Below are 14,458 nucleotides of genomic sequence, written 5' to 3'. Positions count from 1 at the left end.
GCGGGCGAGGGGGTGCGAACGCTTCCGATTTGGCGGATGGGGGGTGGCGTTGTGCATAGGTTGCGCATAGGTATCGCCAACGCGATTCCGCCGCTTGCGCAAGGGGTGTGGCACATGCCGGGCAAATGCGTGAACACCGACTTGGGTCGGGTTGACTCGCTTGTTACCCCAGCCTAAGGGGCAGGCGCTCTCGGCGGACACGGTGTCGGTCGTGCGCGGTCCTACGGGGGGCATGCCTGGGTCCAGAGCCCTAAAAGCCGTTCGAAAAGGCGCAGCGCATGGATGATGACGGGTCCGACTTGACATCCATTGGTAGGGATAAAGACGTCCAATCGCTCGACGCCCGGCTGAAAGCAGCCCGCGAGCGCGAGGAAGGTCAATCCCGAACGCCGCCGCAGACGGGTGCAGACGCGAGCTATCGCGCGGGCAACCGGGTGCTGGCCGATCTGGTGGGTGGCTTGGCCGGGGGGCTGTTTCTCGGCTGGGTTATCGACCAGTTTGCCGGGACGCGGCCGTGGGGGCTGTTGGTGATGATGTTCTTCGGAATATTCGTCGCTTTCAGGAACATCGTCCGCAATGCGGGCCATGGTGGGGGGTGATCGCTGCGGCGATTGCATCTGAAGGCATGGTCTGAGTTGCGCACTTCATTCGTTACGAACGCAAGCAGGGACCTGAACGTGGCAGCCGAGCCAAAAGTCGATCCGATGCACCAGTTTACAATCGAGCCGCTGTTCGGTTCGGACAACTGGTCGATTGCCGGGCATAACATCGCGTTCACCAATTCGGCGCTGTGGATGGCGATGTCGGTGGCATTGCTGATCCTGTTTGTCAGCGGTGGCCTGCGGCGCCAACTGGTGCCCGGCCGCTGGCAGATGGCGGTCGAAACGATGACCGGCTTTGTGGATTCGATGCTGGCGACCTCGGTCGGTCCCAATGGCAAGAAATACGTGCCTTACGTCTTCTCGCTGTTCAGTTTCATCCTGTTCGCCAACTATCTCGGCCTGGTGCCGCTGGGCCTGGTGGGCCTGCACCCCTATACGTTCACCAGCCATTTTTCGGCGACCGGCGTGTTGTCGATCATGGCGTTTTCGATCGTCCTGGTGGTCGGCTTTGCCAAGCACGGGTTGCATTTCTTTTCGCTGTTCGTGCCGCACGGCACGCCCGTGCCGATGATCCCGCTGATCTTTGTGGTTGAGCTGATCTCGTTCCTGGTGCGTCCGTTCTCGCTCGGGCTGCGACTGTTCGTGGCGATGATGGCCGGGCACGTGCTGCTCGAAGTGCTGTCGAGCTTTGTGATCACCGGCGGCAACGGCGGACCCTTGCTGTTCACGATTGCCAGCGTGCCGAGCTTTATCCTTATGGTCGGTATCTGCGCGCTGGAATTGCTGGTAGCGGGCATCCAGGCCTATGTCTTTGCGCTGTTGACCTGCGTCTATATCAACGACGCGGAAAACCTTCACTAACAAACCCATCACCTCAGGTACCAAAGGGAGTTTTGAAATGGACGCAGAAGCTGCAAAGCTGCTCGGTGCGGGCTTCGCCGCGATCGGCGCTGGTCTCGCCGCGATTGGCGTGGGCATCGTTTTCGGCAATTTCCTTGAAGGCGCGCTGCGCAACCCCGGCGCCGCCGACGGTCAGCAGGGCCGCCTGTTCATCGGTTTCGCCGCGGCGGAACTGCTCGGCCTGTTGTCGTTCGTCGTTGCGATGCTGCTCATCTTCAAGTGAGCCAAAGGCCCGGCTGACCGGGGTACAGATACGACGGTCCGGTTTTACGGCGCGTCGTCTGTCCCCGGTCCCGTTGCCGGGCCTGCCGCGTTGCGGCGCCCAGTTTTGTTGACGTACCTGCCCGAAAAGAGCCCGTCATGCCACAGATCAGCCAGCTAGCCGGCACCTACTTCAGCCAGATCTTCTGGATGCTGGTGTTTTTCGGCCTGACATTTGTCATTGTCGGCCGGGGCATGGTGCCAAAGGTCATGGCCACCATGACCGACCGCAACCAGACGATCGCCAACGATCTTGCCGCTGCGCAGGCCGCACGCGATGCGGCCGAAGCAGACGCCGCCTCGTGGAGCGCAACCGAAGCCGCCCAACGTGCCAGCGCGCACGATCTGGTGGCAGAGGCCAAGCATGCCGCCGCGGTTGCCACCCAGACCCGTCTGGCCGATACGGCCGCGCGGCTCGAAACACAGATCCACGCCGCCGAGGCCCGCATCGTTGCGGCGCGCGCGGCTGCGCTGGATGAATTCGAACACGTTGCCGCCGACCTTGCGCAAGACATTGCCCTGCGCGTTGCAGGCCTTGCCGTCAGCGGCGATGACGCGCGTGGCGCGGTGAAGGGACCATTTGCCCATGGCTGATCTCCACGAAGCTGCCGAACCGCTGCTGTTCGGGCACATTCCACCGGTCATGATCGTCAGCGCCGCGATGACGGTGCTGATCGTGATCATGCTGTGGAAGAAAGTGCCGTCGCTGGTCACGTCCGGCCTCGACAAGCAGATCGCCGCGATCCGCGCCCAGCTTGATGAAGCGCGCACGCTGCGGGCCGAGGCCGAACGGTTGCGCGCCGACTATGCCGCGCGCATCGCCAGCGCCGAAAAGGACGCCGCGGCCATGCTCGAACATGCCCGGCACGAAGCCGAAGCGATTGTCGCGCGCGCCGAAGTCGCCACCACCGACGTGATCGCGCGCCGCGAAAAGATGGCCGCCGAAAAGATCGCCGCAGCCGAACACGCCGCTGTGGACGAACTGCGCCAGCGCGCGGTGACGGCCGCCACCGACGCAGCGGCACAGTTGATCGCCGCGCGCCACAGCGCCGACGCCGACCGCGCGCTGGTCGATGGCGCGATCGAACATCTGGTCAACTAACCAGGCGTCATGACCGAACAGCGAGGGTCCCGCCGGAAACGGTCGGGACCCTTGTCGTTTCGGCGGCTATAGATGCCGATGCATGACCAGGGCATCGACAAGGCCCAGCCGGGGATGGTTGAAGGCGCCGGGTTGGCGACCGATTTCGGCAAACCCGAGCGACCGCCACAGCGCGACCGCGCCGGTGTTGCTGGCCACCACAAAGTTGAACTGCATCGCGGTGAAACCGGCGACACGGGCGCGTTCGAGCGAATCCTCCGCCATTGCCCGGCCAGTCCCGCGCTGGGCCGAAATGTACCCGCAATTGGCGACATGCGCGCCGCCGCCAAGCTGGTTGGCGCGCAGAAAGTAACTGCCGACGACCCCGCCATCGTCGGCCACGAGCGACTGACGATCGGGCCCCAGCCAATAGGCCAGCGCCGCTTCGCGTGACCAGTCGCGGGGCAGGGCATAAGTCTCGCCTGCGCGGATCACCGGTTCGATCAAGCCCCAGATCGCATCGGCATCATCTGCTGTTGCAGGGCGGATCACGGGCGGGTCGATCCGCGGACCACCAGCCGCACCGGCACGCGCCGGGGCGAGGGCGCCTCGCCGCCGATGGTGGCGATCAGGCGATCGACCAGCAGCGATCCGGCGACTTCGAAATCGCTTTCCACCGTGGTCAGTTGCGGGTTTGACCAGGCCCCGGCGCGCACGCCGTCAAACCCGACCACGCCGATATCGTCGGGCACGCGCAGCCCGCGCGATGTCAATTCCTTCAACGCGCCCAACGCGATTTCGTCGCTGACGCCGAATATGGCATCGAACGGCCGTCCGCTTTCGATCAGCGCGGCGGCGGCACGGCGGCCCTGTTCCTCGCGCTCCAGCCCGCGCTCGATGCGTTGCAGATAGGGTTCGAGCCCGGCATCGCGCATCGCTGCGGCATAGCCGTCAAAGCGTTCCTTGAACTGGCGTTGCGGCGATGTTTCCGATCCCAGGCAGACGATATTCCGGTATTGCCGCACCAGCATGTGGCGCGTTGCCAGCATCGCCCCGGCATGGTTGTCGCTGCGCACCCAGGGAAAGGCATCGCTTGGCGCGCCCCAGCACACCCAGTGCGAATCTTCGGGCAACTGGCCGAAATAGTCCCACGCCTCGGTGTTTTCGCTGGTGCCGATGACGATCATGCCGTCGGCCTTGCGGCGTTCCTGATAATGGCCCCAGAAATTGGCCGCGCTGTCCTGAAATGCCACCAGCACTTCATAGCCGCGCGCGGCGGCGGCGGCGCACGTGCTGCCCAGCAGCGCGAAATAGAACGGGTTCAAATCCTTGCGATCCTGCCCGGGGCGGCAGATCATCACCAGCGCCAGCGTGCCGGTGCGGCCGCGGCGCAGCCGTGCGGCGTTTTCATCGACCTGGTAATTGAGACGGGCCGCTGCCTCGATCACGCGCTTGCGCGTCGGTTCGCTGATCGAGGTGTCGCCCGCCAGCGCGCGGCTGACCGTCGATTGACTGACCCCCGCCGCTTCGGCCACGTCGAACGACGTGACCCGGATGATGCGCTTTTCAACCATGCTATCCCCCGACCGTACTTTTTTCAGCGAAAGCTGTCTTTGGCGGCGCGCAACGCCGCAAAAGTGGCCACCGCGTCACCGCCGCCCCAGCGTGCCTCCATGGCAGGATCGTCCGCGCGAAGAAAGGGATTGGTCGCCAGTTCGCGATCGAGCCGGGTCGGCACGGTGGGCAGACCGTTCGCCCGCTTGTCGGTGATTTCTGCGGCATAGGCGATCAGTGCCTGGTTGTCGGGGTCGGCGTACAGCGCAAAGCGCGCGTTGCTGGCGGTATATTCGTGCGCGCAATAGATTGCGGTTTGCGGTGGTAGTGCCTTCAGCCGTTGCAGGCTGGCCCAGAACTGTGGTGCGGTGCCTTCGAACATCCGTCCGCAGCCCAGCGCGAACAGGCTGTCGCCGACAAAGGCGATCTGCGCGTCGGGCAAGTGATAGGCCACGTGGCCCAGCGTGTGCCCGCCGACATCGATCACCTGCGCCTCGAACGCGCCCAGCGAGACCGTGTCGCCCTGTTCGACGGTACGGTCGATCCCGGCGATGCGCGCGGCATCGACGGCCGGCGCGACGATCAGGCATCCGGTCTGCGCCTTGATCGCCTCGTTGCCGCCGGCATGGTCGGGGTGCCAGTGGGTGTTCCATATCTGCGTAATGCGCCAGCCGCGCAGATCGGCCTGCGCCAGATAGGCATCGGCATCGGGGGTGTCGATCGCCACGGTTTCGCCGCTGGCGGGATCGTGGACGAGATAGCCGTAGTTGTCGGCCAGGCACGCGAATTGGTGAACGATCACGGTCATCAGGCGTTCCTAGCCGAACGCGCCAGACAAAGCAAAAGCCCGCCGGTTTGCACCGACGGGCTTTTTTGTCCGGTCTACCGGTCGGGCCAAGACCCGACCGGATCCGATCAGCGCTGCGCCTTGAGCGCGGCGCCCAGAATGTCGCCCAGCGAAGCGCCGGCATCCGACGAACCGTATTGTTCCACGGCTTCCTTTTCTTCGGCGAGCTGACGCGCCTTGATCGAGAACGTGGGCTTTTTCGAACGGTCGAAACCGGTGACCAGCGCGTCGATCTTCTGACCGACCTGGAAACGGTCGGGGCGCTGTTCGTCGCGATCGCGGCCAAGGTCGCTGCGCTTGATGAAGCCGGTTGCACCGTCTTCGCCAGCCTGCACTTCCAGCCCGCCATCGCGCACTTCGAGCACGGTCACGGTCACGACTTCGCCACGACGCAGCGCGTTGCTCGACGCGGTCGAGGTGCTGCCGGCAACAGCGGCGGCCGGAGCACCCTTTTCAAGCTGCTTCATGCCCAGGCTGATGCGTTCCTTGTCGACATCGACGTCGAGCACCACGGCCTTGACCTGTTCGCCCTTGCGGTGAAGCGCCAGCGCGTCTTCGCCCGAAATGCCCCAGGCGATGTCCGACATGTGCACCATGCCGTCGACGTCGCCGTCGAGACCGATGAACAGGCCGAATTCGGTCGCGTTCTTGACTTCGCCTTCGACAACCGAACCAACCGGGTGACGTTCGGCAAAGCCTTCCCAGGGGTTCTGCTGCGCCTGCTTGAGACCCAGCGAGATGCGGCGCTTGTCGCTGTCGACTTCGAGCACCATGACATCGACTTCCTGGCTGGTCGAAACGATCTTGCCGGGGTGGACGTTCTTCTTGGTCCAGCTCATTTCCGAAACGTGGACCAGGCCTTCGATGCCGGCTTCGAGTTCAACGAACGCACCATATTCGGTGATGTTCGTGACCGTGCCAGACAGCTTGGCGCCAACCGGGTACTTGGCGGCGACGCCTTCCCACGGATCGCTGTCGAGCTGCTTCATGCCCAGGCTGATGCGCTGGGTGTCCTGGTTGATGCGGATGATCTGCACGCGCACGGTGTCGCCGATGGCGATCACTTCCGACGGGTGGTTGACGCGCTTGTAGCTCATGTCGGTGACATGCAGCAGGCCGTCGATGCCGCCCAGATCAACGAACGCACCGTAATCGGTGATGTTCTTGACGACGCCGTCGATGATCTGCGCTTCCTTCAGGTTCTGGATCAGGCCCGAACGCTGTTCGGCGCGGGTTTCTTCCAGCACCGCACGGCGCGACACGACGATGTTGCCACGGCGGCGATCCATCTTGAGGATCTGGAACGGCTGCGGGATATCCATCAGCGGCTGCACATCGCGCACCGGGCGGATATCGACCTGGCTGCCGGGCAGGAAGGCCACGGCGCCGTCGAGATCGACGGTGAAGCCGCCCTTGACGCGGCCGAAGATCACGCCTTCGACGCGCTTGCCTTCGCCGAATTCGTTTTCAAGCTTGTCCCAGGCGGCTTCGCGGCGGGCGCGGTCGCGGCTGAGCATCGCTTCGCCGTCGGCGTTTTCGACGCGATCGACATAGACTTCGACTTCATCGCCGACCGAAAGGCCGTGCGGCATGCCGGGTGCAGCGAATTCGCGCAAAGGCACGCGGCCTTCGCTCTTCAGACCGACGTCGATGACGGCCTTGTCGTTTTCGATGGCGGTGACGGTGCCCTTGACGACGCGGCCTTCAAAGCCGCCATTGCTGGCAGAGCCGAGCGTTTCGTCGAGCAGCGCGGCAAAATCGTCGCGCGTGGGGTTGGAAGCCATGGGTTGGTTGTGGTCCTGTGTGGGTATTTTCCGGCCAGGCGGTTGTCTCCGCCGGTCTTTCGTCCGCGCATGATCAGGTTTGATGGCGAATCATTCGCCCGCGGGGTAAAAGGGCCGAACCACCCGCCGGGCCGGATGCCGTGGCGGGTACCCCCGAATGCGACCGTGGCGCGTGGCGCCGGAAACCGGTTCGTGTCGGGAATGATCGCGCCCCTAGTCGAACATGCGCAAAAAGGCAAGCTGCCGCGCGGCTCGCACCCACGATTGCGCAAATTGCAAGTGCCAGGTTGCTCTGGATCAAGGCGAGGCGCGCGCTGGTCCGTAAAACCGCCCTATCGACCCCATTCGAATTGCAGGAGATCCCGCCATGACCACCCCCGCCACACTTGCCGATCTTGCCCAGCCTGTCGACCTTGCCACGCGCGACGGCGTCACGCTGTCGGTGCGGCCAGCCTATGCCGAAGATGCCGACGCGCTCGAGGCGTTTTTTGACGGGGTCAGCGATGATGACCGGCGCTTTCGCTTTTTGACCGCGGTGCGCCATGTCGGGCCCGACCAGATCGCCTCGCTCACCCATGTCGACCATTGGCGCACCGAAAGCTGGGTGGCGTTCGACAAGGCCACCGGCGCCTTGATCGCGTCGGCCATGCTGGCCTGCGACGCGCAGATGGATACCGGCGAAATCGCCATTTCGATCCACCGCGACTACCGCGGCAAGGGGCTGGGGTGGACGTTGCTCGACGTAGTGGCCACCGAGGCGCAGCGGCGCGGGCTGAAACGCGTGATCTCGATCGAGGATCGCGACAACCATGCCGCGATCGAGCTTGAACGGGAAAAGGGTTTTGACGCGCATGGCGTCGATGGCGACCCGCACCTGATCATGCTTGAAAAACGGTTTGCCTGAGAGTTTTATTCAAAATTCGAGAGATGAGCGAATTTTGAAGGCCGCACCGGCCCGTTCTCCGGTGCGGGCTGGACGTTTGGCCCGGATCGCGGCAGGGTGGTTTCTTTTGGAACCATGTGAAGGTCGTGATGCCCGGATTGTCCAAACGTCTTGTCGTGTTGCTGGCCTCCAGCCTGCTGTCCATCGCGCCCTGTGCGGCCAAGACCGCGACCCCGCCCGCTGCGGCGGGTTGGGACGGGTTTGTCCAGGCCTCGATCGATCGCTGGTTCGTGCTCGATCCGGCCATGGCCGTCTATCAGGGTGCGCACCGCTACGACGGGCAATTGCCCGACTGGAGTGAGGCCGGGCTGACGCGGAAGGCAGCCTTTCTCAAGGGTGTGATCGCGCGTGCGCAGGGCTTTCACGGCCTCACCAGGGCGCAGCGGTTTGAACGCGACTATCTGGTGCAGGTGGCCAGGGGGCAATTGTTCTGGCTGACCGATGCGGACCAGCCGCATCGCAATCCGGCGTTCTATGTCGGCGGCGGGCTCGATCCCAATGTCTATCTGTCGCGCGACTATGCCCCGGCGCCGGTGCGGATGCGCGCGCTGATCCACTTTTTCGACGCGGTGCCGCGCGCTGCCGCGCAGATTCGCGCCAATCTGACCCATCCGTTGCCCGATACCTTTCGCTATTATGCCATCGCAGGCTTTTCCGGGTTTGCCGATGCCTATGCCAACGATGCCCCGCGTGCCTTTGCCGGCGTGAACGATGCGGCCTTGCAGGCGCAGTTGAAAGCGTCTTCGCAACGCGCCAGCGCGGCAATGCAGGATCTGGCCGGGTGGGTGAAGGCCCAGGCTCCCGGTGGCGACTATGCGCTGGGGGCCGACCGGTTTGCCCGTATGCTGGCCGCGACCGAGGCGGTCGATGCGCCGGTGGCCACCATCGCGGCGGCGGGCAAGGCCGATCTCGATCGCAACCGCGCCGCGTTGGTCGATGCCTGCGCCGCGTTCGCGCCGGGGCAAAGCGTGCCTGCCTGTGTCGATCAGGTTGGCGCTGACAAGCCCGCCGATGGCCCTGTTGCCGAAGCGACCCGGCAGATTCCCGCGCTGGAGGCCTTTGTACGCGCGCGCGATCTGGTCAGCATCCCCGGCACCGAACAGGCGCTGGTGCGGCCAAGCCCGCCCTACAACGCGCAGAACAGCGCCTATATCGATCCGGCCGGGCCGCTCGATAAAGGGCTGCCGTCGATCTATTACATCAGCCCGCCCGATCCGTCGTGGTCCAAGGCCAAGCAGGATGCCTATATTCCCGGCAAGGCCGATCTGCTGTTCACCAGCGTGCACGAAGTCATGCCTGGCCACTTTGTCCAGTTCCTCCATTCCAACCGCGCGGCCTCGCCGGTCGGGCGGCTGTTTGTCGGCTATGCCTTTGCCGAAGGGTGGGCGCACTATGCCGAGGAAATGATGTGGGAAGCCGGACTCGGCAAGGGCGATCCCAAGATCCACATCGGCCAGTTGACCAATGCCTTGTTGCGCGATTGCCGCCTGATTTCGGCGATCGGGCTGCACACCGGCGGGATGACTGTGGCACAATCAAAGGCGCTGTTTCGCGACCAGTGCTATCAGGATGAAGGCAATGCCGATCAGCAAGCGGCGCGCGGCACGTATGACCCGGCCTATCTCAACTATACGCTGGGCAAGCTGATGATCCGCCGGTTGCGCACCGACTGGACCGCGACGCATGGCGGGCGGGCAAGCTGGCGGGCGTTTCACGACACGTTCCTGTCGTTCGGCGGGCCGCCGATCCCGCTGATCCGGCGCGAAATGCTGAAGGAAGCCGCCCCGCACGCCTTGTTCTGAGCGGTCGGGATCAGACGCGCGCGAGAATATCGCGCGCGTAAACCGCCAGCGTGTCGTCGCGCGCGCCCATCACCACCACCCGGTCGCCGGGGCGGGCCATCGCGATGATCGCGTCGGCGGCATCGGCGCGTGCGGGCATATGCAGCGCATGGCCCCCGGCGGCGTTGATCAGATCGACAATCCGTTCCGAGCCGATCGTGCGATCGACGGTGCCACCGAAATAGACCGGATCGGTCAGGATGACATGATCTGCGCTGTCGAGACGCGTGGCCAGCACAGTCGCCAATTCGTCGCCCATTTGGCGCAAGGGTCCGTAGCCGTGCGGCTGAAACAGCGCGATCACGCGCCCCGGATGGCTGCGCAAGGTGGCCAGCGTGGCGGCGACTTTTTCGGGGTTGTGGCCGAAATCGTCGATCACGGTCACGCCGCTGGCCGACGTGCCGACAATGTCGAACCGCCGCGCCAGCCCCGCAAAACTGCCCAGCGCGGCCACCGCATCGGCCAGTGGCACACCCGCCAGATCGGCGGCGGCCAGCGCGGCCAAGGCGTTCATCAGATTGTGCCGGCCCGGCACGCCAAGGTGCAGATCGTGGGTGGCGCCCGTGCGGCGGTCGATCACCGTGGCGGCAATGCCGGCGGCGCTGTACCGGATCGAGGCGGGGTCGGCGGCAATCACCGCCGCCGCACCCATCCCGAACGGCAGCACGGCGAGCGCACGATGCGCCAGCGCCATGCTTTCGGCATCATCGGCGTTGATCGCCACGGCACCCGACCGGGCCAGAAAATCGCCAAACAATTCGCGCAGTTCGTCCAGACTCTTGTGATCGAGACTGACATTGCCGAGCACGCCCACGATTGGCCGATAGAGCGCGATCGAGCCATCGCTTTCATCGACTTCGGCCACGAAATCGGCGCCCGTGCCCACGCGCGCCGCGGCAAATGGCGCGTCGTCGGCGACGAAATTCTTCATCACCGCGCCGTTGACGATCGTCGGGTCGCGGCCTGTTGCGGTCAGAATCCAGCCGATCATGCCGGTAACGGTCGATTTGCCGCTGGTTCCGGCCACCGCGATCGGGCGGGGGGCGCGGTTGAACAGCGCCGCCAGCACGTCGGCACGCGACAGCCGCGTGGCGCCGAGTGCGCGCGCGGCGACCACTTCGGGCACGGTGTCCTCGATCGCGGCAGAGGCCACCAGGATCTGGTCAGCCGAGACGATCCCGCTGCCATCCTGGGGGTGCAGCGTCACGCCCAGGCTTTCCAGCCAGGCGAATTTTTCGGGGGTGCGGCCCTGATCGCGGCTGCGGTCCGATCCGGCGACGCGCGCGCCCATGCCCAGCAGGATCAGCGCCAGTGGCAACATTCCCGATCCGCCGATTCCGCAAAAGAACCAGGGACGGGCGGCAGGGTCGGCGGCGAAAGCGTCGGTTTGGGTCATGGCTTTGGTTTGGGTCATGGCTTTCGCGTTCCTACAGGATATGCCCCGGCAGTCCAGACTTGCAGCGCGGCGCCAATCGCCTATGGCCAGCGATCATGCGTGTCCGCCTGTGCGCTCCTTCGACACCGTTCACCCGCGACGACGCGGCGCGCGTTGCTGCGCTGGCGGTCGACTATCCGGGCGTGACGCTCGATTTTCATCCGCAATGCTTTGCCGTGCAGGGGCATTTTGCCGGGGCCGATGCCGAACGGCTGAGCGCGCTGCTCGATTGCGCCAATGATCCCGCTTGCGATGCGGTGTGGTTTGCGCGCGGCGGCTATGGCGCGGTGCGGATTGCCGAAGCGGCGCTGGCAGGGCTGGCCCCGGCGGCGCGCGACAAGCTCTATCTGGGCTATTCCGATGCGGGGACGCTGCTGGGCGCGTTCTATCGCGCAGGGGTCGGGCGCCCGATCCATGCGCCAATGCCTGCGGATATCCGCCGGGTCGGGGGTGATGCGGCGGTGCGCCGCGTGCTCGGCTGGCTGACGGGCGATCGTTCGGGCGAAGAGGGCGCGATCGGTCCGGCGCCGGTGGCGGCGTTCAATCTGATGACGCTGGCGATGCTGGTGGGCACCCCGCTGATGCCCGATCTGGCCGGGCATGTGGTGATGATCGAGGAAGTCGCCGAATACCTCTATGCGATCGATCGCCTGTTGTTCCATGTCACCGCCGCGCTGGCGCCGATGGGAATTGCCGGAATCCGGCTGGGCCGGGTCAGCGATGTGCCTGAAAACGACCGCCCGTTCGGCATGGAAATCGATGCCATGGTGCGCGATTGGTGCGACAGGCGGGGCATTGCCTTTCTGGGCGGGGCCGATATCGGCCACGATGCCGCCAACAAGATCGTGCCGTTCGGACTTGCCGAGCGCGCGCAAGGCCAATAAGCGCGCCGCCAAAGAACCTGAAAGAGACATTCCAATGCGAGCATTCGTTTTTCCGGGGCAGGGCAGTCAAAAGGTCGGGATGGGCGTCGAACTGGCCGCCGCCAGCCCCGCCGCGCGTGAGGTATTCGAAGAAGTCGATGACGCGCTGGGGCAAAAGCTGTTCCGGATCATGGCCGAAGGGCCCGAAGACCAGTTGACGCTGACCGAGAACGCACAGCCCGCGATCATGGCCCATGCCATCGCCGTGCTGCGCGTGCTGGAACGCGAAGGCGGCATCGCGATCGCCGACAAGGCCCACTTCGTCGCCGGGCACAGCCTGGGCGAATATACCGCGCTGTGTGCGGCAGGGGCGTTTTCGCTGGCCGATACCGCGCGGTTGCTGAAATTGCGCGGGCAGGCGATGCAGGCGGCGGTGCCGGTGGGCGTGGGCGCGATGGCCGCGCTGCTGGGCGCCGACATTGCCAAGGCCACCGCACTGGCCGAAGCGGCGGCCGAGGGTGAAGTGTGCACGGTTGCCAACGACAACGACCCGACCCAGGTCGTGCTGTCGGGCCACAAAGGCGCGATCGAGCGCGCGATCGGCATGGTCAAGGAGCATGGCATCAAGCGCGGCGTGCTGCTGCCGGTGTCGGCCCCGTTTCATTGCCCGCTGATGCAGCCGGCCGCCGATGCCATGGGGCAGGCGCTGGCCGCAACGGCGCCGCGTTCGCTGGCGGTTACGCTCTATGCCAATGTGACCGCCGCGCCGGTGACCGATCCGTCCGACATTGCCCGGCTGCTGGTCGAACAAGTGACCGGGCGCGTGCGCTGGCGCGAAAGCGCGCTTGCGATGGGTGCCGCAGGCGTGGGACAATTCGTCGAACTGGGCGGCAAAGTGCTCGGCCCGATGATTTCGCGCACCGTGGCCGACGTGTCGATCACCAGCGTGGTGACCATGGCCGACATCGAAGCCTTGCTGAAGGATATCTGATCGCATGGAACACCGTCTTTTCGATCTGACCGGGCAGACTGCCCTGGTGACCGGCGCCGCCGGGGGCATCGGCTCCGCGATCTGCCATGCGCTGGCGCGGCAGGGTGCGCGCCTAGCGCTGTCGGGCACCAACGCGGGCAAATTGCGCGCCTTTCGCGATGAGCTGAACGAGACCTATGGCCATGACCATGTCGAGATCACCTGCGATCTGTCGAACCCGGATTCGGTCGAACAGCTCGTGCCCGCGACGATCGACACGCTGGGCAAGATCGACATCCTGGTCAACAACGCCGGGATCACGCGCGACAATCTGATCATGCGGATGAAGGATGACGATTGGGATCAGGTGATCCGCGTCAATCTGGAGGCCGCGTTCCGTCTGATGCGCGCCGCCGCGCGCCCGATGATGAAGGCGCGCCATGGCCGCATCGTCACGATCACCAGCGTGGTCGGCGCCACCGGCAATCCGGGGCAGGTCAACTATGCCGCGGCCAAGGCCGGGCTGGTCGGGCTGTCGAAGTCGCTGGGCCAGGAACTGGCCAGCCGGGGCATCACCGTCAATTGCGTCGCACCCGGTTTTATCCGCACGGCGATGACCGACGTGTTGCCCGATGCGCAAAAGGACGCGTTGAATGCGCGCATCCCGATGGGGCGCATGGGCGAAGGCGCCGATATCGGCGCGGCGGTGGCCTATCTCGCCAGCCGCGAGGCCGGCTATGTGACCGGCCAGACGCTGCATGTGAATGGCGGCATGGCGATGCTGTCCTGATGCTGCGCACGGGCTGGGCGTTGCTGGCGCTGGTTGCCAGCCCAGCCGCCGCGCGCCCGCCCGAGGCGCTGGCCTGCGCGTTGCAGGCCGCCCCCGCCGGGCTCGATGCGCGGCTGGCCGATGTGATCGTCAGCCGCGACACCGCGCGCGGGCGGCCCGTGCTCGATGAATTGCGCGTGCTGACCGATCGCTGCGCCGCCGACCAGTTTCTGTCGGAGAGCCAGCGCAACGCCTATTTCACGTATGTGCTGGGCCGGATGGGGCGCGATGCGCTGGATGCCCGGCTGGGGGCGGCAGGGGTGTCTTCGGCGCTGATCGACCAGGCGCTCGACATCGGGCCGGGCAATGCCAACAACCCGGCCGAAAAAGTGACCGAGGGCGATCTGCGGCTGGTCGCCGATGCGTTGAAGGACGCTGGCCACGACCCGGCAAAAGTCACCAGTGATGGTTGGGCCTTGATCACCGCGTGGATTGTGGCCACCGCAAACATGTTCGACGGCCTGCGCGATCTGGATTAAGGCTTTGCTTGACCGCGCTCGCGCGCGGGGTGGGAGGTCTGCGTTCGTGGCAGGGAACCGGATGACGGG

The 14,458-nt window shown here is 65.3% G+C and carries 16 protein-coding genes; 11 read left to right on the top strand and 5 right to left on the bottom strand.

Annotated elements, in window-relative coordinates:
• Positions 1-278 precede the first annotated feature (278 nt).
• The 5 genes from AQZ49_RS19270 (at position 279) to AQZ49_RS19250 (ending at position 2,865) form a co-directional block, all read left to right on the top strand.
• The gene (locus tag AQZ49_RS19270) at positions 279-599 is read left to right on the top strand and encodes an AtpZ/AtpI family protein (RefSeq protein WP_067619723.1); all 321 of its coding nucleotides are present in this window, start codon (positions 279-281) and stop codon (positions 597-599) included.
• A 78-nt stretch (positions 600-677) separates the two neighbouring features.
• Entirely contained in the window at positions 678-1,463 is a 786-nt protein-coding gene (locus AQZ49_RS19265; protein ID WP_067619721.1) for a F0F1 ATP synthase subunit A, read from the top strand.
• Between the two features lie 37 nt (positions 1,464-1,500).
• Positions 1,501-1,725 carry a F0F1 ATP synthase subunit C gene (locus AQZ49_RS19260; RefSeq protein ID WP_067619719.1) on the top strand — a complete coding sequence of 75 codons (225 nt, stop codon included), beginning with the start codon at positions 1,501-1,503 and terminating at the stop codon, positions 1,723-1,725.
• Positions 1,726-1,862: 137 nt separating this feature from the next.
• Positions 1,863-2,357, top strand: coding sequence for a F0F1 ATP synthase subunit B family protein (locus AQZ49_RS19255; protein ID WP_067619717.1), 495 nt, complete (start codon positions 1,863-1,865; stop codon positions 2,355-2,357).
• Positions 2,350-2,865, top strand: coding sequence for a F0F1 ATP synthase subunit B family protein (locus AQZ49_RS19250; protein WP_067619715.1), 516 nt, complete (start codon positions 2,350-2,352; stop codon positions 2,863-2,865). Before AQZ49_RS19255 ends, AQZ49_RS19250 begins: the two co-directional genes overlap by 8 nt.
• A 66-nt stretch (positions 2,866-2,931) precedes the next feature.
• On the opposite strand, the gene AQZ49_RS19245 is transcribed toward AQZ49_RS19250, so the two are convergent.
• From AQZ49_RS19245 to rpsA, 4 genes are all read right to left on the bottom strand, one after another.
• Complete coding sequence (locus tag AQZ49_RS19245; RefSeq protein WP_067619713.1) at positions 2,932-3,396, bottom strand: GNAT family N-acetyltransferase; 465 nt, start codon at positions 3,394-3,396, stop codon at positions 2,932-2,934.
• Positions 3,393-4,418 (bottom strand): LacI family DNA-binding transcriptional regulator, encoded by a 1,026-nt coding sequence (locus tag AQZ49_RS19240; protein WP_231739325.1) that lies wholly within the window; start codon positions 4,416-4,418, stop codon positions 3,393-3,395. Before AQZ49_RS19240 ends, AQZ49_RS19245 begins: the two co-directional genes overlap by 4 nt.
• Before the next feature lie 23 nt (positions 4,419-4,441).
• Positions 4,442-5,206, bottom strand: coding sequence for a hydroxyacylglutathione hydrolase (gloB, locus tag AQZ49_RS19235; RefSeq protein WP_067619711.1), 765 nt, complete (start codon positions 5,204-5,206; stop codon positions 4,442-4,444).
• Between the two features lie 107 nt (positions 5,207-5,313).
• Entirely contained in the window at positions 5,314-7,029 is a 1,716-nt protein-coding gene (rpsA, locus tag AQZ49_RS19230) for a 30S ribosomal protein S1 (protein ID WP_067619709.1), read from the bottom strand.
• A gap of 367 nt (positions 7,030-7,396) precedes the next feature.
• On the opposite strand from rpsA, the gene AQZ49_RS19225 reads away from it, so the two are divergent.
• Complete coding sequence (locus AQZ49_RS19225; protein WP_067619707.1) at positions 7,397-7,933, top strand: GNAT family N-acetyltransferase; 537 nt, start codon at positions 7,397-7,399, stop codon at positions 7,931-7,933.
• Between the two features lie 137 nt (positions 7,934-8,070).
• A complete protein-coding gene (locus tag AQZ49_RS19220) occupies positions 8,071-9,774 on the top strand; it encodes a DUF885 domain-containing protein (RefSeq protein WP_369819156.1) in 1,704 nt (567 codons plus the stop codon).
• 10 nt (positions 9,775-9,784) lie between these two features.
• Here the strand turns inward: AQZ49_RS19220 and AQZ49_RS19215 are convergent, their stop codons facing one another.
• On the bottom strand, positions 9,785-11,227 hold the full coding sequence (locus AQZ49_RS19215) for a glutamate ligase domain-containing protein (RefSeq protein ID WP_082701920.1): 1,443 nt from the start codon (positions 11,225-11,227) through the stop codon (positions 9,785-9,787).
• A 77-nt stretch (positions 11,228-11,304) separates the two neighbouring features.
• On the opposite strand from AQZ49_RS19215, the gene AQZ49_RS19210 reads away from it, so the two are divergent.
• From AQZ49_RS19210 to AQZ49_RS19195, 4 genes are read left to right on the top strand one after another with little or no spacing between them, the layout of a single operon-like run.
• Positions 11,305-12,132 (top strand): LD-carboxypeptidase, encoded by an 828-nt coding sequence (locus AQZ49_RS19210; protein ID WP_067619705.1) that lies wholly within the window; start codon positions 11,305-11,307, stop codon positions 12,130-12,132.
• A gap of 34 nt (positions 12,133-12,166) precedes the next feature.
• Positions 12,167-13,102, top strand: a complete 936-nt coding sequence (fabD, locus tag AQZ49_RS19205) for an ACP S-malonyltransferase (protein WP_067619703.1) — start codon at positions 12,167-12,169, stop codon at positions 13,100-13,102.
• A gap of 4 nt (positions 13,103-13,106) precedes the next feature.
• Positions 13,107-13,871, top strand: coding sequence for a 3-oxoacyl-[acyl-carrier-protein] reductase (fabG, locus tag AQZ49_RS19200; protein WP_067619701.1), 765 nt, complete (start codon positions 13,107-13,109; stop codon positions 13,869-13,871).
• Complete coding sequence (locus AQZ49_RS19195) at positions 13,871-14,389, top strand: hypothetical protein (RefSeq protein WP_067619698.1); 519 nt, start codon at positions 13,871-13,873, stop codon at positions 14,387-14,389. Before fabG ends, AQZ49_RS19195 begins: the two co-directional genes overlap by 1 nt.
• Positions 14,390-14,458 lie beyond the last annotated feature (69 nt).

It is taken from the genome of Novosphingobium sp. FSW06-99 (assembly GCF_001519065.1).
Lineage (GTDB): Bacteria > Pseudomonadota > Alphaproteobacteria > Sphingomonadales > Sphingomonadaceae > Novosphingobium.
This window is presented reverse-complemented; position numbering and strand designations above follow the sequence as displayed.

Excerpts from the sequence above, each read along its gene's own strand:
- AQZ49_RS19255 (WP_067619717.1), top strand. The coding sequence starts at position 1,863 with ATGCCACAGATCAGCCAGCTAGCCGGCACCTACTTCAGCCAGATCTTC.
- fabG (WP_067619701.1), top strand. The coding sequence starts at position 13,107 with ATGGAACACCGTCTTTTCGATCTGACCGGGCAGACTGCCCTGGTGACC.
- AQZ49_RS19215 (WP_082701920.1), bottom strand. The coding sequence starts at position 11,227 with ATGACCCAAACCAAAGCCATGACCCAAACCGACGCTTTCGCCGCCGAC.
- AQZ49_RS19270 (WP_067619723.1), top strand. The coding sequence starts at position 279 with ATGGATGATGACGGGTCCGACTTGACATCCATTGGTAGGGATAAAGAC.
- AQZ49_RS19240 (WP_231739325.1), bottom strand. The coding sequence starts at position 4,418 with ATGGTTGAAAAGCGCATCATCCGGGTCACGTCGTTCGACGTGGCCGAA.
- AQZ49_RS19210 (WP_067619705.1), top strand. The coding sequence starts at position 11,305 with ATGCGTGTCCGCCTGTGCGCTCCTTCGACACCGTTCACCCGCGACGAC.
- AQZ49_RS19225 (WP_067619707.1), top strand. The coding sequence starts at position 7,397 with ATGACCACCCCCGCCACACTTGCCGATCTTGCCCAGCCTGTCGACCTT.
- gloB (WP_067619711.1), bottom strand. The coding sequence starts at position 5,206 with ATGACCGTGATCGTTCACCAATTCGCGTGCCTGGCCGACAACTACGGC.
- rpsA (WP_067619709.1), bottom strand. The coding sequence starts at position 7,029 with ATGGCTTCCAACCCCACGCGCGACGATTTTGCCGCGCTGCTCGACGAA.
- AQZ49_RS19195 (WP_067619698.1), top strand. The coding sequence starts at position 13,871 with ATGCTGCGCACGGGCTGGGCGTTGCTGGCGCTGGTTGCCAGCCCAGCC.
- AQZ49_RS19250 (WP_067619715.1), top strand. The coding sequence starts at position 2,350 with ATGGCTGATCTCCACGAAGCTGCCGAACCGCTGCTGTTCGGGCACATT.
- AQZ49_RS19260 (WP_067619719.1), top strand. The coding sequence starts at position 1,501 with ATGGACGCAGAAGCTGCAAAGCTGCTCGGTGCGGGCTTCGCCGCGATC.
- fabD (WP_067619703.1), top strand. The coding sequence starts at position 12,167 with ATGCGAGCATTCGTTTTTCCGGGGCAGGGCAGTCAAAAGGTCGGGATG.